The sequence below is a fragment of the Zoogloea sp. LCSB751 genome (assembly GCF_002028455.1).
Classification (GTDB): domain Bacteria; phylum Pseudomonadota; class Gammaproteobacteria; order Burkholderiales; family Rhodocyclaceae; genus Zoogloea.
On the sequence record NZ_MWUM01000004.1, the window covers coordinates 132,851 to 157,557 of the forward strand.

Genomic DNA, 24,707 nt, shown 5'->3' on the forward strand with positions numbered 1-24,707 from the left:
TCATCAGGGAATGAAAGGCAGATCGATCAGATCGCTGCGCGCCGCGCCGGCCGTCATCTGCCGGCACAGGGCGATGAACTCGCGCATGCCGGCGGTCACGTACTTGCGCTTGTGGGTCACGAACTGGAACTGGCGGCGCAAATCCAGCTCCGACGTCTCCACCGGCACCAGGCTGCCGCGCCGGAAGGCCTCGCGCAGCGCCAACCGTGAAATACAGCCGATGCCCACGCCGCTCTCCACCGCCCGCTTGATCGCCTCCGTGTGCTCCAGTTCCAAGCGCACCTTGAGCTCACCGTTGAAATGGCGCAACGCCTGATCGAAGGTTTCCCGCGTCCCCGAGCCGCTCTCGCGCAGGATCCAGTCCTGGCCGGCCAGCTCGTCGAGGCCGATCCGCCCGGCCTTCGCCAGCGGGTGCGAAGGCGCACAAAAGACAACCAGTTCGTCCTCCACCCACGGCTCCACCAACAGATCGGCGTGCCGGCAGGTGCCTTCGATCAGCCCCAGGTCGAGCTCGTAATGGAGCAGCTGATCGACGATGGTCGTCGAGTTATGCACTCTCAGCTTTACCTGGGCGCGGGGGTGGCGGCGCAGGAAATCGGCAGCAATCAGCGTCGCCAAGTAGTTGCCGACGGTCAGCGTCGCGCCGATCTGCAGGGGCCCGAAATCGGTCTGCCGGGCCAGCAAGGATTCGATCTCCACCGCGTGTTCGAGCAGTTGCACCGCGTGGGGCAACAGCACCCGCCCCAGCTCGTTGAGACGCAGGGACTTGCCGATGCGGTCGAACAGCTGAGTGTCGAACTGGCGCTCGAATTCGCCGAGCGCAGTGCTCGCCGCCGACTGGGACAGGGCCAGTTCGTCAGCCGCCCGCGACACGCTTTCCTGGCGTGCCACCGCGACGAAGATTTCCAGCTGGCGTAAGGTGTATTTCATATCTGCAAAACAGAATATGTATATAGATACAATCCATTTTACCGATCTTACAGGCAGGTTAAAATTGCTGCACTACCGCAATCCACTCCGTCGCCGCCATGAGCAAACTCAGCACCCAAACCGTCCTGTCCGTCCATCACTGGAACGAATCCCTGTTCAGCTTCAAGGTCACCCGTGACGCCGGCCTGCGCTTCGACAACGGCCAGTTCGTGATGATCGGCCTGGAAGTGGAAGGTCGCCCGCTCACCCGCGCCTACAGCATCGCCAGCCCCAACTACGAGGAGCACCTGGAGTTCTTCAGCATCAAGGTCCCCAACGGCCCGCTGACCTCCCGCCTGCAGCACCTCCAGCCGGGCGACCCGATCGTGATCAGCAAGAAGCCCACCGGCACCCTGGTGCTGTCCGACCTGCTGCCCGGCCGCAACCTCTATCTGTTCTCCACCGGCACCGGCCTCGCTCCGTTCATGAGCGTGATCCAGGATCCGGAAACCTACGAGCGCTTCGAAAAGGTCATCCTGCTGCACGGCGTGCGCTATGTGTCCGAGCTGGCCTACAGCGAGTTCATCGAGCAGGAACTGCCGCAGAACGAATTCTTCGGCGAGGAAGTGCGCAACAAGCTGGTGTATTACCCCACAGTAACCCGCGAAGAGTTCCGCAATCAGGGCCGCGTGACCGAAGTGATCACCACCGGCAAGCTCTTCGAAGACACCGGCCTGCCGGTCATTGACCCGGCCCAGGACCGCGCCATGATCTGCGGCAGCCCGGCCATGCTCGACGACTGCTGCAAGATGCTCGATGGCCTCGGCTTCAAGATCTCCGAGCACATCGGCGCCCCCGGCGACTACGTGATCGAACGCGCTTTCGTCGAAAAATAATACAAAGCGCCTCCAACCCCAGCGAAGTCCGGCTCCGGCCGGACTTTGTCGTTTACCGCCCGGCCGGCTCGGTCAGGCGGGTAAGCATGCGCCGCACCGCGATCATCTGCGGCCCCTTCTGCGTGGCGTAGTCCGGCGACCCGTAGCCCCACCAGTCCCAGCAGCCCTTCGGGTTGTAGAGCCAGCGCCAGGAACCCGAGGCCAGGCCGCTGCGCGCCGCCACCTGCGGATAGAGCACGATCAGCCGGTTCGCCTCGGCCCACTCGTTGTAGCCCGCCCCCTCGACAAAACGCCGGCTGATCTGGTCTTCGCCCTGCAGGCAACCGTGAAAGGCCACGTGCACCGCGCAGCCCCCCGCGCGACAAGCGCGCGGCACATAGGCATAGCCCTGCTCGGCCAGCCCTGCATCAATGGCCGGGCCGTCGATGAAGGGACGCTGGTCGAAGGCCTGCAGCGCGGCAGCATCCGCCCGGACGCGTGGCTGCAGCGGCCCCAACAGGCTGCGCAACAGTTCGCCAGGCGCATCGAAATCACCGCAGCGGTTGATATAAGGCGGTTCCGACGTCGCACAGGCATTCGGATGCGCGTCCGCAACGGAGATCATCGCGTGCCCCGCGTTCGGCAGACTCACCACCTGCAGCGCCGACGCCGGCACCCACTGGCGGTAGAACGCGACCAGCGCATCCACCACCGGACGCGCGACGGTACGATCGCCGCCACCGCTGAACACCCACACCTTGTCGTCGGCCAGTCCCGTCGGCGGGTCGATCAGTCCGCTGCGGGCACGGGCGTCGACGCGAGCACGCATCTCGGCGGGCATCGGCAACTGGGCCCAGGCCTGCGGCGACATGCAATTGACGAGCGCGCGCCAGACGCTGCCCTCCGCGCAGTCATACGGCCCCGCCGCCAGGATGCCGGCGCCCTTGACGAACCGCGACCAGGCAACCTGGAACTGCACCGCCATATAGCCGCCGGACGAGATGCCCGACACAGTGACCGAGTCCGCCTTCGCACCCACGGCGGATAAGGGCGGAGCCGCCAGCACGGCCGCGGGCAGCGCCACCTCGAGCGAAAGCGCCAGTGCGACGATCTTCAACTCACGCACCGATCAAGCTCCACAACACGCCACCGCCTGCGGCCAAGCCCAGCGCACCAAAGGCCAGTGCCCCCACGGTGAAACCGCCAGCCCGCTTCTCCGGCGCCCGCGCGTAGCCGACGGCATACCAGATGCGCCCGACCAGCCACACTCCGCCCAGCAGCGCAGCGATACCGTCGCTCACATAGGCCGCGCAGATCCACAGGCAAGGCAGCGTCATCACCGCCCATTCGAGGGTGTTCATCTGCACGCGGTACAGTCGCTCGAACACTGGGTGGCCGATCACCGCCGGCGCCTGGATGCCGTACTTGTGACGCCCCTTGCCGACGGCAAAACTCGTTCCGAACATCAACAACACGATCAACAGGGTGACACCGGCGGTCAGAGGCGAGGCAGACAACATGGCAGGAACATTTTTGATGGACGAAGTGCCTTAGCTTACCGGGCAATCACGCTGCCACCTACAATCCCGTCGCTGACCTTCCCCATGCCCGCACCCAAGCCTATGCCGCTCCACCCCGCCCGCGCCCTGCTGCAACTGCTCGCCCCTTATCGTTCCCGGGTTTTCATCGCCGCCATCGCGCTGGTGGTCGCCGCCGGTGCCATGCTGGCCGTCGGCCAGGGGCTGCGGGCGGTCATCGACAAGGGTTTCTCGGCCGGCGATCCGGCCTGGCTGGACCGCACACTGGCGGCGATGTTCGGTGTCATCGCGCTGCTTGCCGCCGCCACCTACCTGCGCTTCTACAACGTCTCGTGGCTCGGCGAGCGGGTCACCGCCGACCTGCGGCGGCGCGTCTTCGACCACCTGCTGAGCCTGCCGCCGTCATGGTTCGAGGCCGGACGCACCGGAGAGGTGATCTCCCGCCTCACCTCCGACACGACCCAGATCGAGAACGTCGTCGGCTCCAGCCTGTCCATCGCGCTGCGCAACGCGCTGCTGCTGATCGGCGGGCTGGCCATGCTGTTCACCACCAGTCTCAAGCTCACGCTGCTGACCCTCGCCGGCGTGCCGCTGGTGGTCACACCGATCATCCTGTTCGGGCGCCGCGTGCGCCGCCTGGCGCGGGAAAGCCAGGACCGCGTGGCCGAGCTCGGCAACCGCATCGACGAGACCATCCACGAGATCCGCATCGTGCAGGCCTACAGCCACGAGGACGCCGACCGGGGCGACTTCGGCCGGCTGGTGGAAGCCAGCTTCGGCACCGCCCGCCAGCGCATCGCCAACCGGGCCCGCCTGGTGGCGGCGGTGCTGGTGCTGGTGTTCGGCGCGATCGCCTTCATCCTGTGGATCGGCGGCCACGACGTGCTGGCCGGCCGCCTCAGCGCCGGCGAGCTGTCGGCCTTCGTGTTCTACGCCGCGATCGTCGCCGGCAGCGTCGGCGCGCTGTCCGAAGTGTGGGGCGACCTGCAGCGGGCCGCCGGCGCCACCGAGCGGCTGATGGAGATCCTCTCCTCCACGCCGGCCATCCAGGCGCCCAAGGCGCCGCTGGCGCTGCCCAGCCCGGCGGAAGGACGCATCGCGCTGGACGACGTGCGCTTCCACTACCCCACCCGGCCGGACGCCCCCGCCCTCGACGATTTCAACCTGCAGGTACAGCCCGGCGAGACCGTCGCGCTGGTCGGCCCATCCGGCTCCGGCAAGAGTACTGTCTTCCAGCTCCTGCTGCGCTTCTACGATCCGGAGCGTGGCCACGTCAGCATCGACGGTGTCGATCTCACGGCTGCCGACCCGCTGGCCCTGCGCCAACGCATCGCACTGGTCTCCCAAGAGGCCGTGATCTTCGCCGCCAGCGTAGCCGACAACGTGCGCTACGCCCGCCCGGACGCCAGCCTGGACGACGTGAAAGCCGCCTGCGTGGCAGCCTTCGCCCACGACTTCATCGCCGAACTGCCGGAAGGCTACGACACCGACCTCGGCGAGCGCGGCGTGCGCCTGTCCGGCGGACAGCGCCAGCGCATCGCCATCGCCCGTGCGATCCTGGCCGACCGCCCTATCCTGCTCCTCGACGAAGCCACCTCGGCGCTGGACGCGGAGAGCGAACGCATGGTCCAGTCGGCCCTGGACGGACTGATGCGCCAGCGCACGACCATCGTCATCGCCCACCGGCTCGCCACCGTGCAGAAGGCCGACCGCATCGTCGTGATGGACAACGGCCGCATCGTGCAGCAAGGCAACCACACCGAACTCATCGCCCTGGACGGCCTCTACGCCCACCTCGCCAGGCTGCAATTCGTTGCCTGAAGGCAGCGCCCGGCGCCTGCATCGGGTAAAGTCTCGCCTTCGATTTTTGCATCTCCGGAAAGTACCCCGATGGCCCAATACGTCATGTCCATGCTGCGCGTCAGCAAGGTCGTCCCACCCAAGCGGCAGATCATCAAGGACATCTCCCTGTCCTTCTTCCCTGGCGCCAAGATCGGCCTGCTCGGCCTCAACGGCGCCGGCAAATCCACCGTGCTGAAGATCATGGCCGGCGTCGAGAAGGAATACGACGGCGAGGTCCAGTGGCAGCCCAACATGTCCATCGGCTACCTGCCCCAGGAGCCGCAGCTCGACCCCGACAAGACCGTCCGCGAGGAAGTGGAGTCTGGCCTCGGTGAAGTCATGGAAGCCAAGCAGAAGCTCGAGGAGGTGTACGCCGCCTACGCCGAGCCGGATGCCGACTTCGACAAGCTGGCCGAGCTGCAGGCCAAGTACGAAAACATCATCGCCACCAGCGGCGCCGATGTGGAAACCCAGCTCGAAATCGCTGCCGACGCCCTGCGCCTGCCGCCCTGGGACGCCAAGGTCGGCCCCCTGTCCGGCGGTGAAAAGCGCCGCGTGGCCCTGTGCAAACTGCTGCTGTCACGCCCCGACATGCTGCTGCTCGACGAACCGACCAACCACCTGGACGCGGAATCCGTCGAGTGGCTGGAACAGTTCCTGGTGCGCTTCCCGGGCACCGTGGTGGCCGTCACCCACGACCGCTACTTCCTCGACAACGCCGCCGAGTGGATCCTCGAACTCGACCGCGGCCAGGGCATCCCCTGGAAGGGCAACTACTCCAGCTGGCTGGAACAGAAGGAAGCCCGCCTGGAGCAGGAAGCCAAACAGGAAGGCGCCCGCATGAAGGCCATGAAGCAGGAACTGGAATGGGTGCGCTCCAATCCCAAGGCCCGCCAGGCCAAGAGCAAGGCCCGTATCGCCCGCTACGAGGAGATGTCCTCGGTCGAATACCAGAAGCGCAACGAGACCCAGGAGATCTTCATTCCGGTCGGCGAGCGCCTCGGCGACAAGGTTATCGAATTCACCGACGTATCCAAGGGCTTCGGCGACAAGCTGCTGATGGACAAAGTGAACTTCAGCATTCCCGCCGGTGCGATCGTCGGCATCATCGGTCCCAACGGTGCCGGTAAGTCCACGCTGTTCAAGATGATCACCGGCCAGGACAAGCCCGATTCCGGCGACGTGGTGATCGGACCTACGGTCAAGATCGCCTACGTGGACCAGTCCCGCGACTGCCTGGACGGCAGCAAGACGGTCTTCGACGAACTCGCCGGCGGCGCAGACATCCTGACCATCGGCAAGTTCGAGATGCCCAGCCGGGCCTACATCGGCCGCTTCAACTTCAAGGGCGGCGACCAGCAGAAGCTCGTCGGCAACCTGTCCGGCGGCGAACGCGGCCGTCTGCACCTGGCCAAGACGCTGATGAGCGGCGGCAACGTGCTGCTCCTCGACGAACCGTCCAACGACCTTGACGTGGAAACCCTGCGGGCCCTGGAAGACGCGCTGCTGGAATTTGCCGGCTGCGCGCTGATCATCTCCCACGACCGCTGGTTCCTCGACCGGATCTGTACCCACATCCTGGCCGCCGAAGGCGATTCCCAATGGAACTTCTTCGCCGGCAACTACCAGGAATACGAGGAAGACAAGCGCAAGCGCCTGGGTGAAGAAGGCGCCAAGCCCAAGCGGATCCGCTACAAGCCGATCAGCCGCTGAGGCGGGACGAAGGAACCGTGGGGGCGAATGAATTCGCCCCAACAGGAAAAACGAAGAGCCCCTGGCATTGCGCCAGGGGCTCTTTGCTTGGTGCTTCAGGAAACGATCAGAACGCGTGCAGCAGCGACAGACCGATGATCTGGGTAACCTGATCCGGCTTCACGAAGACCTTGGTACCGTCCGCATACACCCACTGCGACCAGGTGTAGTCGTCCATCTTGCGCAGGTCGTAGATGTAGTCCAGGCGCACGCGGGTTTGCTTGCTGACCGGATAGGTCGCGTTCAGCTTGAGGGTGTTCTGCGTGTACTTGGTATCCGGCAGCACACCCATCCCGGATGCCAGGGCTCCCGTCGTGGTGCAGGTCGCATTGGTGCAGGTAGTAGCCGGCAAGTCGCCAATCAGCTGCTTGTTGGTGTCCTGGGAGTACAGGAACTGGGCACCCACATCCACCATCTTGACCTTGCCGTTCACGCCGACCCCGAACTGGTCGGAGTTCTGCTTGAGCGTCGCATCCCACTGGATGAGCGTGCCGGTGCGGAAGGTATTGACCGTGCAATTGCTGTTGTTGCCGGTGGTACATGCCGCACCCTGCATGTTCTGGGACGACTCGCCCGTCTGCTTCGAGTACCAGGCATTCAGCTTCCAGATGTCGCTGAGGGTGTAGCTGCCGTCCAGGGACAGCACCTGGCCCTTGCCCTTGTCGAGACCGTAGGTGCTCTTGCGGTAGTCGTCGAAGTAGGCCTCATACGCGACCTGCAGGTTCAGGCTCTCGGTCGCGCTCCAGTCCAGCATGCCACGGACCTTGTCGCGATTGCGGTCGGCCAGATACACCGGATAGATCGGCAGCGCGGTGGCACCGAACCAGTCCGAGCCGGTACGCTCGGAGTGGGCCAGCGACAGGGTCCCGTTAACCGTTTCGCTCATGGTCTTGCGCAGGGCAAGGCGTGAGGTGGTTTCGGAAACCCGGTGACGCTCCCATTCGAGGCTGCTCTTGTCGTAATAATCGAAGCCGGCGGTCACGCTGTAGCCACCACCGATCCGGTAATCCGCTTCGAGCTTGCCCCAGTTGGCCACATGGGACTCGGGATTGTTGTAGTAGTTGGTCGTCACGCCCGCGCTGGTCGAGGTGGCGAACAGCCGGATCGGCGTCTTGTCCTGCCGGTCTTCATAGCGCCAGGATGCCAGCAGCTTGAGGTCCTTGTTGATCCGCGAGGTGATCGACGAGAAGACTTCGGTGGTACGCACCACGCCCATCAGGTTCTCGCCGATGCCCGGCAGGGTGGCCTGCCCGGCCAGGAAGTTGTCGTCCTGGCGACCTTCGGAATACGAGACCTTCAGGGAAGCCCGCGTGTCCTTCGTGAAGTTGTAGGCCCCATTCACGTAGAACTGCTGCACGGAGTTGTCCGGCGCCAGCGCGATCGGCGACAGGCCCGGGACGACCAGGGCCGTGTTCGAGCCTGGCGTCACCGTCAGCGAGCTGTATTTGGTGCTCAGGAAGCTGCCGTAATAGCCGCCGGTAAGCTGGAACTTGCTGGAAACGTAATCGACCGTGGCCTCGAACTGCTTGTGGTTCTGATCGATGGGTTCCGGTGAGAACAGGAAGCCGCTATACAGGTTGGGTGTGCCCGTGCCGGCCACGCCACGCACGCCATCCATGCGCGTGCCGGTCTTGTCTTCGTTCTTGAACGAGAAGCCCAGCTTGAGCCCTTCGGCCACAAACTTGCTTGCGGTCAGCGTGGTGATGGCTCTCTCGGTCTTGAGGGTGACGTCGTAGGCATTCGGGTTGTTGCCCGACACCGCCGTGCTGGCGATGTTGGGCTGCACGATGGTGTTGCGTCCGACGCCTTGGACCGCCGTCGTCACGTCATAAGGGGCGTAGCGCGGGATCTGGTCGTAGCTGAGGCCCAGCGACCAGTCGCCCTGCTTCTCGTAGCGGATGTCCAGTTCCTGGGTGCGCAGCCCCAGATTGCGGGCGTTCAGCTTGAACCACTTGGCCTCCTCATCGCGGCGCACCACGTCGATGTCCACGTTGCCGTTGAAACCTTCGTTGTTCACCCCGCTGTATTGGCGGTACAGCGGGTTCACCGCGCTGTAGTACGGCAGGTTGAGGGCTGCCTCGGTCTTGTTGGGGCTGGTCAGCTCCTCGACTTCGTCAGCCCACACGCTGGCGACCGGAAACACCGCCGACAAGGCCATCACGATGGCAGTCTGCCGGAAATTCAGATGCTTGCTCATGATCATCCTCCTCGGTCAGCGGAAGAAGCGGAACGGGCCGCTGGATGTCGCATTGCTGGGGCTGTTGCTGCCGTGGATATTGGTATGGCAGTTCATGCAGCCGCGTGCCTGGGCCATGCCCGGGCCGATGTTGGTGCTCACCGCGTTGGGCTGGTTGCTGCGCACGCCAGGGATGTTGCCCGGGTGCGAGGACTCGCCGTGGCATTGCTGGCACAGGAAGGGCTGACGCGCCTTGAGCATGCCTTCGGCGGTAGTGCCATGGGGGTTGTGGCAGTTGCCGCAATCCTCGACGACCGGCTGATGGTTATGCACGAAGGGGCCGCGCTTCTCGGCGTGGCAGGTGTAGCAGGTGGCGTTGGTGGTGTCCTTCACCAGCATCTTCGGACCGGCGGAGCCGTGCGCGTTGTGGCAGTCCGAGCAGGTCATCTTGCCTTCGGGGATCGGGTGATGCGACGGCTTGTTGGCCTCGGCGCGCTGCTGCTTGTGGCAGGTGTAGCAGACTTCCGCCTGGGTGCGCTTGTCGCGGACCTTGTCCTTGCCGGCATGGACCTGGTGGCAGGAGGTACACGAGACGTCGCGGTTGGCGTGGGCGCTGGTATTCCAGTTGATGTGCTTGCCGCCCTGGTGGCAGGTCGTACAGGCCGCGCTCTTCTCATCGGCGCTGAGCTTCGAGGACTTGCCGAAGCTGCGGTCGGTGGCCGGACGCTCCTTCAGTTTTTCGGGGTTGTTGACGTGCTTGTCGCTATCGCCGTGGCAGCTGGTACAGCTCGGCGTGCGGCCATCGGCAAGGCTGCCGTGCTTGGTCTTGCCGATGTGGAGCAGCTTGGGTTCGTCGCTCTCGTCGTGACAGGACGTGCACTTGGCATCCCCCTTCAGCACGAGGTCCTTGGCGGGCGGCTTGCCGCCGGTCGTCGGGGCATCGGCCGCCAGCACAGCAGTAGTGCCGGTCAATGCCCCAAGCAACACGCATGAGGCAATCAGCTGTCGCATAAATTTCATGTTGTTTCTCCCTGGTACAGCCTTCGTTGTCCGGGATGCCCTGCAAGTCGGGCATCCCACCCGAACGGTTTACTTGCCGAGCGACAGGATCCAGTCGGTCAGATTCTTGATGTCGGCCTTGTCCTTGGTCTTGAGGATCTTGTGCTCCTCTTCCTTCCCATCCTCGAACTTCACCTTGTCGCCGGACGTCAGGTGATGCAGCAGCTTGGCCTCAGCATCGGGCTTGCCCTTCAGCGACTTGGAAATTTCGGTCAGGGACTTGGCTTCCTTCTTCTTGTCTACCGCGTGGCACTTGGTACAGCCTTCTTTCTTGGCCAGGGCCTGGGCGGCGTCGGCATCGAAGGCAAAGACTTCGGCAGACAGCATCAGGCCGGACGCGCAAAGGCTGGACATCAGCACGGCGGTCAATTTGGATTTCATGTGCGACTCTCCTCGAGGATGTTTATTGCTTGAGTTGAAACGGGAAATCAGTGCTCGTACCAGCCGGTGATCATCATCTTGAACAGGCTGGAAACCTTGGGGCCCATGGTGCCCAGGTAGATGTGGCTGACGGCGAACAACACGATTACCGCCGCGCCGAGGTAATGGATCAGCGCGATCGGCAGCAGGCCGTCGAGGCCGAACAGGCGGTCGGGCGCAAACTGCGGGTACAGGAAGACCAACCCGGTAACGATGACCACCGGCAGCACCAGGTACATGATCGACCAGTAGGTGACCGCCTGCAGGGCGTTGAAGTTAACCTCGGGGGTCGGCGGAAACGGCTCCTTCTCGCCCTTGAAGATGCCCGCACCGTAGTACTGCATCTGCGTCAGGCAGCGCCCGATGATGCCGGGTGGCTTGGGCACGTATTGCCACCAGTTTCCGGTGACGATGTTGCCGATGACGAAGACCGCATACAGACCGGCCAGGCACACGCCGGCCACGTTGTGGATGCGGGCCGCCAGCGAGAACTCGACCAGCGGCAGGTCCGGGTTGGAGAAGTGCAGGCTGACGCCGGTCACTGCCAGCACGATGATCGCCAGGGCATTGCTCCAGTGCCACAGGCGGATCCACAGGGGCAGCATGAAAACGCGATTAGTCATGGTTCTTGCTCCGGCGCATGCGGGTGGTGATGATGCGGACCAGACCGTGGCCGATCACGCCGACGACGGTGGCGACGAACAGCCCGATCACGATCCAGTCCAGTGACGGGTTGCGGGTCGCACCGACCACATAGGAGTTGCTCAGGATCACGCTGTTGAGGAAGCCATACTTGTTCTGCTCCTCCTTGGCCAGGTGACGGTAGAGTCGCGCGTTCAGCGACGTATTGGCGCTATGGCAGGTGGCGCACTTCTTCTCGGCCTTGTCCTTGTTCTGAATCTCATGGGAGAGGGACAGCTTGTCCTCGGCCGGCGTGTGGCATTCGATGCAGCGCACGGCCTGCCAGTGCAGACGGGTGTTGGGCAGCCAGCTATGGATGTCGTCGATGGGCGGACGCTTTTTCTTCTCCGGCGCGATCTTGGCAAAGGCCAGGTCGGAATCGTGGCAGTCCAGGCAGATCTTGTTGTCCTGGGCCACGATCTTGTGCGGGTCGCGCAGCTTGGAGGCCAGCGTCATCACATGCGCATCGTGACAGGTCGTGCAGGTGAAGCTGTCGCTGAGGTTCTCCGCATGGACCGACTTGTCGAACTGGCGCTCGATGCGCATCGCCTTGCGGGCGTGGCAATCCTGGCATTCGCTCAGGCCCTCCTTGGCTTTGGCGTCATGGGGATGCTTGTCGTAGCCATCGCCATGGCACTTGCTGCAGGCCATCTGTCCGTGATCGGACGCCGTATAGGTATCCAGATCGACCAGGTAATGACGCAGTTTCTTGAGATCTAGTCCTTCCTTGGGCGGCTTCTTGAGCCCTGCTTCCGAATGGCAGGTGAGGCACTCGCCATTGGCAGCCTTGATCTTGACCAGCTCTTCCGGTGTTGGGGGGGGATCGTCGGCAAAGACCGTGGCGGTCGCCAGCAGGGCCAGCAAGGCCACGACGCCGCACAGCTTGTTTTTAAAATTGGCAAACACGTGATTTCCTCTGAATTCCGACCGTCGAATTATCAACGTCTCCCTTTTTGGCAGAACATTTCGATACACATAATCGCAATGCCCTTGACCAAGATCAAGGGCTGGCGCGGTTTCGTAGGCATTTATGCGACACCGGAACTCTTACCGGGATAGGCGTCCAAACACCCTGTTGTCAAGATTTGTCGATGACAATCGCTAGTCGAGGATTTCCACCGGCATGCCGACACGTAGCTCGGTGCGCCCTTCAACAATCACGTTCTGGCCGAAAATCACTCCAGCCGGAGTTCGTCGATACTGGGCAAGGGTGCGCAGCGGCTCCTGGTCGAGCCCCTTGCGCCCCGTAGCCGGATCGACTGTGGTGAAGACACAACGCTCGCAGGGCTTCGCCACGCGAAACACCGCGTCGCCGATGCGGAGACGCTTCCAGCCGTCTTCCGCAAAGGCATCGTTGCCGGTCACCACCAGGTTGGGCCGGAAACGCTCCATCTCCAGCGGGCGCCCGACCCGCACGGACAGATCGTCCAGGGAAGCCCGGGTAGCCAGCAACAATGGAAAGCCATCAGCAAAGGAAAGCGGCACGTCCACGTGATCCCTTAAATGCCGGGACGTCTCGGTGCCGATCCACAGGAACGTGAGGCGCGCCCCCACATACTCCGAGATCCAGTCGTCCGCAGCCTCCGCGCCATGCCACGCAAAAAACGTATCGCTCCACACCGTCGCCGGATGCGGCATGGTGAATGCCGTATTGGGCACGAACAAAGACTGACGGCCCGGCGCCGACAGGTGGACGCCCTCCTCCGTCGGTGCGGCATCGACCAGCACCAGCTCGGGATACTCGCGGCCGGTCATCAGGCGCCCCTTCGGGTCGCCAACCATCCAGTTGCGATCGAAGGGCAGGCCGATGGGACTTACCGGGCTGGCGTCAAGGCGCTGGCCACGCATGGACTTGACCGGATAGCGATAGAGGGCGGACAGGATGAGCGGGCTGTCGGACATGGTGTTCTTTCTGGGAATGGAAGAAGTAAGCGGAAGGGCACCGAAACGGCCTGCCAAGGTTCCGCGCCGATTATCCAGGCAGCGCGCGGCGACCAGCAATCGGACACGGATCGCCGGAGCGCTTTAAAATGGCGGGCCGTAACCGATTGCCGCCTGGCGGCCCCGCCTCCCATGACCTACGAAGAACACCTGGACGAAGTCGCCACCCTCCTCTTCGAGCGCTACAAGCTCAGCGAACACGCCGCCATCCAGCTCGTCATGAAGGCCCAGGCCGCCGGCTACTTCAGCGGCCACGACGACGATCCGTCCATCTGTACCCAGCTACGCGCCGAACAGGATGCCAAACACGTGTTCAAGGAATATGGCAAGCCCGCGGCAAGCAAGCCTGCCGCCCCACCCCGCGGCCGCGGACGCCGCTGAAAGAACCGGGAACCAAGCAGGTCGCCAGCGGCTCTGCATAAGGACAATTTTCTTCTTCTCCCTGCTCACATGACGCCTAGCGCCATCCAGTTCATCGGCACCGCGCTGTTCGCGGTCGCCATACTGCACACCTTCGCCACCCGCTTCTTCGAGCACCTGGCCCATACGCGCCCCGCCCATGCCGGAATCTGGCACCTGCTCGGGGAAGTGGAAGTCGTCTTCGGGCTGTGGGCGATGGTCCTGATGCTGGCGATAGTCTTCATCGATGGCGCCCAGCCGGCCATCGCCTACATCGAGTCGCGCAACTTCACCGAACCGATGTTCGTCTTTGCAATCATGGTGATTGCCGGCACACGCCCCATCCTGCACGCCGCCAGCGGACTCGTCCGGCTGACCGCACGGGCCGTGCCGCTCCCCGGGCCGGCAGCGGGCTACTTCACCATCCTCGCGCTGGTGCCCCTGCTCGGCTCCTTCATCACCGAACCGGCGGCAATGACCCTGGCGGCACTGATGCTGCGCGATGAATTCTTTAGCCGCGGCCTGTCCACCCGCCTTAAATACGCCACCCTCGGCGTGCTGTTCGTCAATGTTTCCATCGGCGGCACGCTGACGCCCTTCGCCGCCCCGCCGGTGCTGATGGTCGCCGGCAAGTGGGGCTGGGACACCGCTTTCATGCTGAGCCAGTTCGGATGGAAAGCGGCCATCGCCGTCGGCATCAACGCACTCGCGGCGACTCTGGCCTTTCGTCGGGAACTGGCGGCCCTCGCCCCGGCAGCCGCTGACGCCAGGACACAGCCGGTTCCGCTGCCGCTGACCCTGGTCCACCTGCTGTTTCTCTGCGGCGTCGTGGTGTCCGCCCACCATCCGGCAGTCTTCCTGGGCCTCTTCCTGTTCTTCCTGGGCATCGCCGATGCGTATTCCCGGCACCAGGACCGCCTGATCCTGCGCGAAGGCCTGTTGGTAGCCTTCTTCCTGGCCGGTCTGGTCGTGCTCGGCGGACAGCAGCAATGGTGGCTTCAGCCGCTGCTGCTGAGCATGAGCAGCGATGCCGTCTTCGTCGGCGCCACCGTTCTGACCGCCTTTACCGACAACGCGGCGCTGACCTATCTTGGCTCACTGGTCGAAGGGCTCAGCGACGCTTTCAAGTACGCGCTGGTTGCCGGCGCCGTGACCGGCGGTGGCCTCACCATCATCGCCAATGCCCCCAACCCCGCCGGCAGCGCCATCCTGCGCGGCAGCTTCGACGATGAGGCGATCAACGCCGGCGGACTGCTCCTCGCCGCCTTGCTGCCGACGCTGGTGGCAGGGAGCGTTTTCCTGCTGCTCTGAACGAGCAATCCCGCTCGCAGAATAAGCTTCCACGTTTTTCTTGGTTCAGTCGGCCCCCGGCCCTGCCTAGACTGCCCTCATTCCATAAAACGTGACACAGGCAGCAGAACGCGGGCGAAGAGACCGTCAGGTCACTCCGCCCGCGCCGCTCTGTTCGCCGGAAAGCGCCTCATGCACCACACCACCCTCATCGTCCCCGGCTTCCACGGCAGCGGCCCGACCCACTGGCAGACCTGGCTGGAGTCCCAATTGCCCGACACCCGGCGTGTCAGCAACATCGATTGGGAAAGCCCGGTCCTGGCCCGCTGGGCGCAGGCGGTTCGCAACGAGATCGACGTATCCCCCGGCCCGGTCTGGCTCGTTGCCCACAGCTTCGGCTGCCTCGCCTCAGTGGTGGCCGCCAGCGACCGTCTGAACCGGGTCGCCGGCCTGCTGCTGGTGGCACCGGCGGACCCCGAACGCTTCACCCCTGTCGGGCTGCGGGACGAGAACAGCCATCCCGAGGACGAGAGCCTGAGCCGCTGGATTCCCCGCGACGCCCTCGGCGCCCCCAGCATCGTCGTCGCCAGCACCAACGACCCGTGGGTCCGCCTGTCATCCGCCGCCTACTGGGCCGACAACTGGGGAAGCCACCTGGTCGAGATCGGCGCCGCCGGCCACATCAACGTGGAGTCAGGGCATGGCCCGTGGCCCCGTGGCCTCGAACTGCTGCACGCCCTCAAGGCCGCCTCCGACGATCTGCCCCTCGGCAACATCGACGACGTCAGCCTGGTACGCCGCGGCCGCCACGGCGCCCTGGCCCGCCTGCGCCACGGTACCCGCGGGCGCCCCTAGAAACGACACAGCCCCGCGCGAAGCGGGGCTGCATCAACGACCGGCAATACAGCGGGGCCGCGCCAGGCTCAGAACTCGCCGGCGTAACCGTCCTTCTCCGGACGCAGGGCCGAGCGCACCACGCTCTCGGTCAGTTCCTCCGAGCACAACTCGATGAAGCGGTACGCGAAGCCGCGCAGAAAGTGACCACGACGGACCGCGATGCGGGTCACGTTCTCCTCGAACAAGTGACTGCTCGGCAGCATCTTCAGCCCCTGGTCCCGATGCGCGTCATAGGCCATCGACGCCACGATGCCGACCCCCAGCCCCAGTTCCACGTAAGCCTTGATCACATCGGCATCCAGCGCGGACATCACCACGTCCGGCGTGAGGCCGCTCTTGGCAAAAGTCTCGTCGATCTTGGTTCGTCCGGTAAAGCCCTCGTGGTAAGTGATCACCGGATACTCGGCGATCGCCTCCAGCGTCAGCGGCTCGACCGACTCCAGCGGATGGCCGACCGGCACGATCACCGAGTGATGCCAGCCGTAGTACGGGAAGGACACGAAGTCAGCCACACCGGCCAGCGACTCGGTGGCGATGCCGATGTCGGCACGGCCGTCCTGCAGCATCGTGACGATCTCCGTCGGGCTGGCCTGGTGCAGCACCAGATGCACCTTCGGGAAAGCCTGCTTGAACTGGGTCACCACCCGCGGCAGCGCGTAGCGCGCCTGAGTGTGGGTGGTGACGATGGTCAGCTGGCCATGGTCCTTGTTGCTGAACTGATCGGCGATGCTCTTGATGTTGCGCGCATCCATCAGCATGCGGTCCACGATGTGCACCAGCTCCTGCCCGGGTTCGGTGAGCCCGAGCAGACGCTTGCCCTTGCGGATGAACAGCTCCAGGCCCAGCTCGTCTTCCAGGTCCTTGATGTGCTTGGACACTCCCGACTGGGAGGTGAACAGCGCGTTGGCCACCTCCGTCAGGTTGAAATTGCGGCGCACCGTTTCATGAATGATGCGCAGTTGCTGAAAATTCATCAGATCACCCAGTTCGGCGCCTGCTCGGCGCCATTCTTCTCTGCATTACGTTCGAAAACCCGCAGGCGAGAGGGTACCAGACGAACCGTCTGCCCTTCCTCCAAACCCAGACGCTGCACTTCGTCGCGGGTCACCTCGACCTCGAAAAGCTGGCCGGTCGAACCGTTGAGCCCATCGAGCTCGACGCGCGCCGTCACACCGAAAGCCAGGATGCGGCTGATCTTGGCTGCCACACCGCCCGCCTCCTGCGGATTCACCACGATGTTCAGCTCGTGCGGACGGGCAAACGCGAACACCTCGGAACCATGGGCCAGATCCACCTTCCCCGGTGCCAGCACATCGTCACCGACATGCACCTTCTGACCATCGACGCGACCGTGGAACAGGTTCACCGAACCGAGGAAGCCATACACGAAAGGCGACGCGGGGTGGCGGTACACCTCTTCCGGCGTGCCCACCTGCTCCACCTTGCCGTGGTCCATCAGCACCACCCGGTCGGCCACTTCCAGCGCTTCTTCCTGGTCGTGGGTCACGAAAATGGAGGTGATGTGCAGCTCGTCGTGCAGACGGCGCAGCCAGCGGCGCAGCTCCTTGCGCACCTTGGCATCCAGCGCACCGAAAGGCTCGTCGAGCAGCAGCACGCGGGGCTCCACTGCCAGCGCGCGGGCCAGCGCGATGCGCTGACGCTGGCCGCCGGACAGCTGGGATGGGAAGCGATCGGCCACCCAGTCGAGCTGGACCAGCTTCAGCAGCTCGGTCACCTTGGCCTTGATCGCACCTTCCGACGGACGCTGGCTGCGCGGCTTCATGCGCATGCCGAAGGCCACGTTGTCGAACACCGTCATGTGGCGGAACAGCGCGTAATGCTGGAACACGAAGCCCACCTGGCGCTCGCGCACATGGGTATCGGAGGCGTCGGCGCCATCCAGCAGCACCTTGCCGCTGTCCGCCGACTCCAGCCCGGCGATGATGCGCAGCAGCGTGGTCTTGCCGCAACCGGACGGGCCGAGCAGCGCCACCAGTTCGCCGGTGGGGAAGTCCAGCGAGACGTCGTTGAGGGCAGTGAAACTACCGAATTCCTTGCGGATGTTCTGAACCTGGATGCTCATGATCTCATTCCTCGGATTGCTGGCTTGCCTTACCGGCCTGGTGCTCCACCCAGGTCTTGATGACCAGGGTCACGAGCGCCAGCAGCGCCAGCAGGGAGGCCACCGCAAAGGCGGCGGCAAACTGGTATTCGTTGTAAAGAATTTCCACGTGCAGCGGCATCGTGTTGGTCTGGCCGCGGATATGGCCCGACACCACGCTCACCGCGCCGAACTCGCCCATCGCTCGGGCGTTACACAGGATCACACCGTACAGCAGGCCCCACTTCACGTTGGGCAGGGTCACGTACCAGAAGGTCTGCCAGCCCCGTGCACCCAGCACTACGGCAGCCTCTTCCTCGTCGCGCCCCTGGGCCTCCATCAGCGGGATCAGCTCGCGGGCCACGAAGGGAAAGGTCACGAAGACCGTCGCCAGCACGATGCCCGGCACCGCGAAGACCACCTTGATGTCGTGCTCCGACAGCCACGGGCCAAACCAGCCCTGGGCGCCAAAAACCAGCACGTAGATCAGGCCAGACACCACCGGCGATACCGAGAACGGCAGGTCGATCAGCGTGATCAGCAGATGCTTGCCGCGGAACTCGAACTTGGTGATCGCCCAGGCTGCCGCCACGCCGAACACCAGGTTGAGCGGCACCGAGATCGCCGCAGCGATCAGCGTCAGCTTGATCGCCGCCCACGCATCGGGCTCGATCAGCGCAGCGAAATACACATCCCAACCCTTGCGCAGCGCCTCCACGAACACCGTGATCAGCGGAAGCAGCAGGAAGATCGCAAAGAAACTCAGGGAGACAGCCAGGATGCCCCACTTCACCAGCGCCGGCTCGCGCGTGGCGGCCTTCGATTCGAATCGGGCGGCGTGATCCGCCGACCCATGAAATACAGCAGCAGCGCCGGACATCAGCGTTCCCTCCCGGTACGTTTGGCAGTCCATGCCTGCAGGCCGTTGATGACCAGCAGCAGCACGAACGAAATCAGCAGCATGACCACAGCAATGGCAGTCGCCCCGGCGTAGTCGTATTGCTCAAGCTTGGTGATGATCATCAGCGGGGTGATCTCGGACACCAGCGGAATGTTGCCGGCAATGAAGATCACCGAACCGTATTCCCCCACCGCGCGGGCGAAGGCCATCGCGAAGCCGGTCAGCAGCGCCGGCAGCACGGTCGGGAAGACCACGTGGAGAAAAGCCTGCCAGCGGTTGGCCCCAAGGCTCACGGCCGCCTCCTCGTACTCGGTATCCAGATCCTCGAGGATAGGTTGCACGGTACGCACCACGAAAGGCAGCCCGATGAAGATCAACGCGATCAGCACCCCCAGCGGCGTGAAGGCCACCTGGATGCCCAGCGGTTCCAGCAGCTTGCCGACCCAGCCGTTCTTGGCATACAACGCGGTCAGCGCGATACCGGCCACCGCCGTCGGCAGTGCGAAAGGCAGGTCCACCAACGCATCCACCAGACGCTTGCCGGGGAAGGAATAGCGCACCAGCGCCCACGCCAGCATCAGGCCGAAGACGGTGTTGATCAGCGCAGCGATCAGCGAGGCGCCGAAAGTCAGGCGGTAGGACGCCAGCACCCGCGGCGACGACACCGCGGCGATGAAGTGGTCCAGCCCCAGCGAACCCGCTTTCAGGAACACTGCCACCAGTGGGATCAACACGATCACCGACAACCAGGTCAGGGTGTAGCCGAGGCTCAAGCCAAAGCCCGGCAACACACGAAAGGATCTCGTTGCAGCCATCAGCGTTTCACCACGATCTGGTCATACACGCCGCCATCGGCGAAATGGGTCTTCTGCACCGCATCCCAGCCGCCCAGCTTGCTCTCCACCGTAAAGGTCTTCACCGCCGGGAAACGGCTGGAATACTTCTTCAGCACCGCCGGATCGACCGGACGGAAATGGTGCTTGGCGATGATCTCCTGGCCTTCCGGCGAGAACAGGAAGTTCAGGTAGGCGGTCGCCTGCTTGCGCGTGCCGCGCTTGTCCACCACCTTGCTCACCAGCGCCACCGGCGCAGCGGCCTCGATGGACACGGACGGATAAACCACGTCGAACTTGTCGCCGCCCACTTCCTGGTCGATCAGCACTGCCTCGTTCTCGAAGGTGATCAGCACATCGCCGATGTCACGCTGGGTGAAGGTCGTCGTCGCACCGCGGCCGCCGCCGTCGAGCACCGGCACGTTGGCGAACAGCTTGGTCACGAAGTCCCGCGCACCGGCGTCGCTGCCGGTCTTCTGCAGCGCATAACCCCACGCTGCCAGGTAGGTGTAGCGGCCGTTGCCGGAGGTCTTGGGGTTCGGCACGATCACCTGCAGGCCCGGACGGACCAGATCGGACCAGTCCTTGATGCCCTTCGGATTGCCCTTGCGCACCAGGAAGATGGTGTTCGTCGTATACGGCGCCGCCGCGTGCGGGAAAGCCTTCTGCCAGTCAGAAGCAACCAGGCCCTGCCTGGCCAGCACGTCGATGTCCGGCACCTGGTTCATCGTCACCACGTCCGCCTCCAGGCCCGCCGCAACCGACTGGACCTGCTTGCTCGAACCGCCGTGGGACTGGTTGATCGTCAGCTTCTCCTTCGCCGTGCGCTGCCACTGGGCGATGAAAGCCGGATTGATGTCCTTGTAAAGCTCCCGCGACACATCATAGGAGACATTGAGAAGCGTGGCATCGGCCAAGGCCGGCGCCGCCGGCAAGACCGCCAGGCCAGCCAGCAAAGCCAGCACGGGACGCAGCGCGGCACGGGTCGGGGACATGGAATTCTCCTGTTTATCGAGTCAGGACCCGAGTCTAGGGAGGAGTCGCGACGCACCAAACCAATAAAAATGGCTTTATATATTCCTGGTCGTGCAATGAGGAGAGGCGTAACAGATTTTCGCGTTATAAGAAGGTACGCACTTCCGAGTTGATACAGGCAGCGCAGCATGGAGCTCTGAGGCAACCCAAGTGCGCGGGGAAGCGCGGGAAACGAACCAGGGGTATGCAACCCTAGTTCCGTTCGGGCTTACCTATGACCTATGGCAGGTAACCAGGGTCTGGATGTCGGCCAAAGCTGCCATCTGGTGGAAGAGCCGCGCCGATGGCAGCTTTACACAAAATCTCGGACATGCCCATGGAACTCATAGCGAGTGATGGTGGTTCAAGGCGGCACAGGCTTTGCGGACGGTGTCTGCGAGAACGCCCTGCAGGGGGTGCGGAGCTGCGATTTCCGGAAGAAGCATATTCACCTGGTAACCGATGGCAACGGTAAGAGGCCGCACTACTAGGTCCGGTCCGCTGAGTTCCAGTGCGGTGAGCGGATTTACGATGGCAACGCCCAGGCCCTGACGCACCATGGCGCAGACGGCCACTGCGCTCGTGGTTTCAAGCAGGGTTGCGCGATGTACTTTAGCGTCCTCGAACATCGCATCAATGGCGGTTCGATACGGGTCACCAACCGCGAGACTGATGAAGCGCTCGCCTGTAAAGTCGCGTGGTTGCAGTCGCGCCTTGTGGCAAAGGCTGTGATCACGTGGCAAAACAGCCACTTCATTGACTTTCAGTAGGGGCTGCAAGGCAACTCCAGCAGGTGCCTCTTGGGTTTCACTCAGTCCCAGGTCAAAACGCTGTTCACTCATGGCTTGCTCCAGCCAGGGCGACTCTAAGGGATGCACGCTGACTCCTAGTTCAGGATGTGCATGTGAGAGATATACCAGTGCGCGGGGTACCAAGGCATGGGCCAATGCCGGCAAACACGCAATGCGCAAGCGACCTGTCACTTGCGTGCGCAATTCGCTGGCGCGCGCTGCGATCTGTTCCAAGCCTATAAACGAGCGTTCTACTTCCTGCATCAGCGCAAGTGCTCGCACGGTAGGTCGTAATCGGCCCCGCACCCGGTCAAAAAGGTTAAACCCCAGTAACTGCTCCAGACGACCCAGCTCGCGACTCAAAGTGGGCTGGCTTGACGCGCACGCGTCAGCTGCACGCCCCAGGTTGCCGTGCAGCATGATGGCGCGAAACATAGTCAGCTGGCGATGAGTTAAATTCATATCAATATTGAATAGCTACATGACAAAAATAGCATTGATTGAATTGACTATGAAGGGAATCATCCACTCATGAACCCTTTTTCTCCCGCTACCATCGCTCCTTTGGCCCAGCAGTTCGGTACCCCGCTGTGGATCTACGATGCCGACACCATTACGCGCCAGATTGCCGCTCTGCGGTTTTTTGACGTAGTGCGTTTCGCTCAGAAAGCCAACTCCAATACACACATCCTTCGCCTCATGAGGCGACAGGGCGTAGTGGTGGACTCGGTGTCTTTGGGTGAAATCGAACGCGCGTTGGCTGGTGGTTTTACGCCGGGCTTGCACAACGGGCACACAGACATCGTGTTCACGGCCGATCTGCTGGACCGCGCTACGCTTGCGCGCGTGGTGGAACTCAATATTCCCGTGAACTGCGGCTCCATGGACATGCTGGACCAATTGGGTGCGGTCAACCCGGGGCACCCGGTGTGGCTACGCATCAACCCAGGTTTCGGGCATGGCCATTCCAAGAAAACAAATACCGGTGGCGAGCATAGCAAGCATGGCATCTGGCATGGCGACCTAGTACGCGCCTGCGAAAAGATCAAGTCCAACGGCCTGGCCTTGCAGGGCCTGCACATGCACATCGGCTCAGGCGTGGACTACGAGCACTTGCAGGAAGTGTGCGGTGCCATGCTGAAGCTGGTAGAGGTAGTGAATGCGCAGGGTTTGGACCTGCACGCCATCTCCGCGGGCGGCGGTCTGTCCGTTCCCTACCAGGCCGGTGACCCCACGATTGATACGGCGCACTACTTTTCATTATGGGATGCAGCGCGCCATGCCGTGGAACAACTGCTGGAGCACCCAGTGAAACTGGAAATAGAACCGGGCCGCTATTTAATGGCCGAGTCCGGCGTGCTGGTCACCGAGGTACGCGCCACGAAGCAACAGGGCGCCAACCATTTTGTGATGGTGGACGCCGGCTTCAGTGATCTGGCTCGCCCGGCCCTATACGGCGCCTACCACGGCATGGAGTTGATCCACTCTGATGGCACAGCGGTTAATGGCCTGCAGTTTGACACGGTGGTTGCCGGACCTCTGTGCGAGTCGGGAGATGTGTTTACGCAGGGAGACGGTGGAGTGGTGTTGCACCGGTCCTTGCCGCAGGCGCAGGTGGGAGATCTGCTGGTGTTGCACGACACCGGTGCGTATGGCGCCTCCATGTCATCGAACTACAACGCGCGCCCGCTGATTGCCGAAGTGCTGATGGAAAATGGTGAGCCCCGGCTTATTCGACGAAGGCAGACGGTGGCTGAGCTGCTCGCGCTGGAGGCGGTGTAAGGCATCTATGGCCGAATGGCTGCTTGGGGTCGGAAGTTCGCGTTCGCTGGATGGGAAAGCTGCCGTTCAAGGGCTCCCAAAGCTGAACGGCAGGTAAACGACAGATTGCAGCCCGATTCCGCGCATTAGGCCAACGGCCGGATTGGCCGACATCCAGCCATTGATACGACTGGCTCGTCCTCACCGATGACCTGTCCCATGCAACATCCCACCACCCCGCATGAATGTCCTACCCCAACCTCCCTGAGCCCCATTCCGCCGAGGAGCCACACATAAGCTTGCATCTAGATGCCGCTCAGGATGCGTCGGCCGAACGACTGGAAAATCCATTGAAATGCCCGCCACCAGAAACGCCCCCACGTCTCCAAGCAGCGGTATCGTGCTCTCAAGTCCCAACGCACTGCCGCCTCTGCTCGTCCACAAACACTTATTTTCACTGCGCATCTCATACTGCTGAAGCCACATTCCATGTTGCGCGGTCAACATTCGATCCAGCGACGTGAACTTGGAATGCTGGCCCGCTCCCAGGCGATGTTGTGTGGCGCGCATTATTATCTCCTTGGCATGGCACAACATATTGCGGCGGCAATTTCGAATGTTGGCTGTTCGACATTGAAATAGCCCATCGCAAGATTGCATGTCGCGCAAGCATTGCGCCATGCGATGGCGGCAACATCGATTGTTCACCGCTCATGCTCGTATGTTGTGAACGGCATATTGACTGAGCGGCTGCGCACCTATCATCCACAGGCTGTCTCGGTCGAACAGTCCGACGCAACATATGCCCCGCCGCGTGGATCAAAGGCATTGCAGTCCTCCTTCCACAGCCAAGCAGGCATCCACCATGAAGCCTCTGCCCCTCATCTTCTTTAGCGTCGCCCTCGCCGCCCTGCTCTCCGCCTGCGCCGGTCCGCGCTTTCCGGTGAATGCCGCCACCGTCGATGAACTCATTGCCCGCCTCGGTCCGCCCGCCAGGCGCTGGCCGGTAGAGGGCGGCGGCGAGCGACTGGCTTTCACCACGGCGCCGCGGGGTATCCATACCTGGATGGCCGTCGCCGATGGCGTCGGCCGGGTACGCAGCGTGGAAAACGTGCTCGACATGCCGCACTTCGCGCGCATCCAGCCGGGCATGGGCGAGGATGAGGTGATGCACGAGATCGGGCCGCCCTACCCATACTGGACGGTGACCTATCCGGCGCGCAATGAGCGCGTGTGGGAATGGCGTTATTGCGATGTATGGAACGAACCGGCGCGCTTCGACGTGTTGTTCGACACCGACACCGGCAAGGTCCGCTCGACGATGAGTCTCACCGAACGCCAGTCGCTCTACGGCAGCGGCAGGCGCAGCGAGTGGTGCAGCCCGTAACACCCTTGCCGCGGCCGTGGGCCGGACGTCCGACTCCTGCACGAACGTCCGATTCCCGGTCGCCGATTTTCCCCTCGACCTTTTCCCTTCGGAGCCGACCTAAAACCAGAAAATCCTTTTCTTTCAGTCTCCTATCTCCT

At 63.3% G+C, this 24,707-nt stretch carries 23 protein-coding genes; 8 read left to right on the forward strand and 15 right to left on the reverse strand.

The window, feature by feature from the left end; translation table 11 throughout:
* Positions 1 to 3: 3 nt before the first annotated feature.
* Positions 4 to 930 (reverse strand): LysR family transcriptional regulator, encoded by a 927-nt coding sequence (locus tag B4920_RS06450; protein ID WP_079433798.1) that lies wholly within the window; start codon positions 928 to 930, stop codon positions 4 to 6.
* A 98-nt stretch (positions 931 to 1,028) separates the two neighbouring features.
* Here B4920_RS06450 and B4920_RS06455 point away from each other — a divergent pair, with 98 nt between their 5' ends.
* On the forward strand, positions 1,029 to 1,805 hold the full coding sequence (locus tag B4920_RS06455; RefSeq protein ID WP_079433799.1) for a ferredoxin--NADP reductase: 777 nt from the start codon (positions 1,029 to 1,031) through the stop codon (positions 1,803 to 1,805).
* 52 nt (positions 1,806 to 1,857) lie between these two features.
* On the opposite strand, the gene B4920_RS06460 is transcribed toward B4920_RS06455, so the two are convergent.
* A complete protein-coding gene (locus tag B4920_RS06460) occupies positions 1,858 to 2,901 on the reverse strand; it encodes a PHB depolymerase family esterase (protein ID WP_254050851.1) in 1,044 nt (347 codons plus the stop codon).
* Between the two features lies 1 nt (position 2,902).
* Positions 2,903 to 3,304 (reverse strand): MAPEG family protein, encoded by a 402-nt coding sequence (locus tag B4920_RS06465; protein ID WP_079433801.1) that lies wholly within the window; start codon positions 3,302 to 3,304, stop codon positions 2,903 to 2,905.
* A gap of 102 nt (positions 3,305 to 3,406) precedes the next feature.
* On the opposite strand from B4920_RS06465, the gene B4920_RS06470 reads away from it, so the two are divergent.
* Complete coding sequence (locus B4920_RS06470; RefSeq protein ID WP_079433802.1) at positions 3,407 to 5,143, forward strand: ABC transporter transmembrane domain-containing protein; 1,737 nt, start codon at positions 3,407 to 3,409, stop codon at positions 5,141 to 5,143.
* A 69-nt stretch (positions 5,144 to 5,212) separates the two neighbouring features.
* On the forward strand, positions 5,213 to 6,877 hold the full coding sequence (ettA, locus tag B4920_RS06475) for an energy-dependent translational throttle protein EttA (protein WP_079433803.1): 1,665 nt from the start codon (positions 5,213 to 5,215) through the stop codon (positions 6,875 to 6,877).
* 106 nt (positions 6,878 to 6,983) lie between these two features.
* On the opposite strand, the gene B4920_RS06480 is transcribed toward ettA, so the two are convergent.
* From B4920_RS06480 to B4920_RS06505, 6 genes are all read right to left on the reverse strand, one after another.
* Positions 6,984 to 9,113, reverse strand: a complete 2,130-nt coding sequence (locus B4920_RS06480) for an MtrB/PioB family decaheme-associated outer membrane protein (protein ID WP_161493252.1) — start codon at positions 9,111 to 9,113, stop codon at positions 6,984 to 6,986.
* 15 nt (positions 9,114 to 9,128) lie between these two features.
* On the reverse strand, positions 9,129 to 10,112 hold the full coding sequence (locus B4920_RS06485; protein WP_368664711.1) for a DmsE family decaheme c-type cytochrome: 984 nt from the start codon (positions 10,110 to 10,112) through the stop codon (positions 9,129 to 9,131).
* A 69-nt stretch (positions 10,113 to 10,181) separates the two neighbouring features.
* The gene (locus tag B4920_RS06490; protein ID WP_079433806.1) at positions 10,182 to 10,532 is read right to left on the reverse strand and encodes a c-type cytochrome; all 351 of its coding nucleotides are present in this window, start codon (positions 10,530 to 10,532) and stop codon (positions 10,182 to 10,184) included.
* 47 nt (positions 10,533 to 10,579) lie between these two features.
* Positions 10,580 to 11,194 (reverse strand): cytochrome b/b6 domain-containing protein, encoded by a 615-nt coding sequence (locus tag B4920_RS06495; protein ID WP_079433807.1) that lies wholly within the window; start codon positions 11,192 to 11,194, stop codon positions 10,580 to 10,582.
* Positions 11,187 to 12,158, reverse strand: a complete 972-nt coding sequence (locus B4920_RS06500; RefSeq protein ID WP_079433808.1) for a cytochrome c3 family protein — start codon at positions 12,156 to 12,158, stop codon at positions 11,187 to 11,189. Before B4920_RS06500 ends, B4920_RS06495 begins: the two co-directional genes overlap by 8 nt.
* A 195-nt stretch (positions 12,159 to 12,353) precedes the next feature.
* Complete coding sequence (locus B4920_RS06505) at positions 12,354 to 13,154, reverse strand: MOSC domain-containing protein (RefSeq protein WP_079433809.1); 801 nt, start codon at positions 13,152 to 13,154, stop codon at positions 12,354 to 12,356.
* Between the two features lie 171 nt (positions 13,155 to 13,325).
* On the opposite strand from B4920_RS06505, the gene B4920_RS06510 reads away from it, so the two are divergent.
* The 3 genes from B4920_RS06510 (at position 13,326) to B4920_RS06520 (ending at position 15,737) form a co-directional block, all read left to right on the forward strand.
* Positions 13,326 to 13,574 carry a hypothetical protein gene (locus B4920_RS06510; RefSeq protein WP_079433810.1) on the forward strand — a complete coding sequence of 83 codons (249 nt, stop codon included), beginning with the start codon at positions 13,326 to 13,328 and terminating at the stop codon, positions 13,572 to 13,574.
* Positions 13,575 to 13,643: 69 nt separating this feature from the next.
* A complete protein-coding gene (locus tag B4920_RS06515; protein WP_079433811.1) occupies positions 13,644 to 14,903 on the forward strand; it encodes a putative Na+/H+ antiporter in 1,260 nt (419 codons plus the stop codon).
* Between the two features lie 171 nt (positions 14,904 to 15,074).
* A complete protein-coding gene (locus tag B4920_RS06520) occupies positions 15,075 to 15,737 on the forward strand; it encodes an alpha/beta hydrolase (RefSeq protein ID WP_079433812.1) in 663 nt (220 codons plus the stop codon).
* A 68-nt stretch (positions 15,738 to 15,805) separates the two neighbouring features.
* Here the strand turns inward: B4920_RS06520 and B4920_RS06525 are convergent, their stop codons facing one another.
* From B4920_RS06525 to B4920_RS06550, 6 genes are all read right to left on the reverse strand, one after another.
* Positions 15,806 to 16,753 (reverse strand): CysB family HTH-type transcriptional regulator, encoded by a 948-nt coding sequence (locus tag B4920_RS06525; RefSeq protein WP_079433813.1) that lies wholly within the window; start codon positions 16,751 to 16,753, stop codon positions 15,806 to 15,808.
* The gene (locus B4920_RS06530; protein ID WP_079433814.1) at positions 16,753 to 17,862 is read right to left on the reverse strand and encodes a sulfate/molybdate ABC transporter ATP-binding protein; all 1,110 of its coding nucleotides are present in this window, start codon (positions 17,860 to 17,862) and stop codon (positions 16,753 to 16,755) included. The genes B4920_RS06525 and B4920_RS06530 overlap by 1 nt, the downstream gene beginning before the upstream one ends.
* A gap of 4 nt (positions 17,863 to 17,866) precedes the next feature.
* Positions 17,867 to 18,760: a sulfate ABC transporter permease subunit CysW gene (cysW, locus tag B4920_RS06535; RefSeq protein ID WP_079433815.1), complete on the reverse strand. Its 894-nt coding sequence runs from the start codon at positions 18,758 to 18,760 to the stop codon at positions 17,867 to 17,869.
* Positions 18,760 to 19,596 (reverse strand): sulfate ABC transporter permease subunit CysT, encoded by an 837-nt coding sequence (gene cysT, locus B4920_RS06540; RefSeq protein ID WP_079433816.1) that lies wholly within the window; start codon positions 19,594 to 19,596, stop codon positions 18,760 to 18,762. The genes cysW and cysT overlap by 1 nt, the downstream gene beginning before the upstream one ends.
* Positions 19,596 to 20,609, reverse strand: coding sequence for a sulfate ABC transporter substrate-binding protein (locus tag B4920_RS06545; RefSeq protein ID WP_079433817.1), 1,014 nt, complete (start codon positions 20,607 to 20,609; stop codon positions 19,596 to 19,598). The genes cysT and B4920_RS06545 overlap by 1 nt, the downstream gene beginning before the upstream one ends.
* A 363-nt stretch (positions 20,610 to 20,972) precedes the next feature.
* The gene (locus tag B4920_RS06550) at positions 20,973 to 21,881 is read right to left on the reverse strand and encodes a LysR family transcriptional regulator (protein WP_079433818.1); all 909 of its coding nucleotides are present in this window, start codon (positions 21,879 to 21,881) and stop codon (positions 20,973 to 20,975) included.
* A gap of 69 nt (positions 21,882 to 21,950) precedes the next feature.
* On the opposite strand from B4920_RS06550, the gene lysA reads away from it, so the two are divergent.
* Positions 21,951 to 23,201 (forward strand): diaminopimelate decarboxylase, encoded by a 1,251-nt coding sequence (lysA, locus tag B4920_RS06555; protein WP_079433819.1) that lies wholly within the window; start codon positions 21,951 to 21,953, stop codon positions 23,199 to 23,201.
* An 844-nt stretch (positions 23,202 to 24,045) separates the two neighbouring features.
* Positions 24,046 to 24,567 carry a hypothetical protein gene (locus B4920_RS06560; protein WP_079433820.1) on the forward strand — a complete coding sequence of 174 codons (522 nt, stop codon included), beginning with the start codon at positions 24,046 to 24,048 and terminating at the stop codon, positions 24,565 to 24,567.
* Positions 24,568 to 24,707 lie beyond the last annotated feature (140 nt).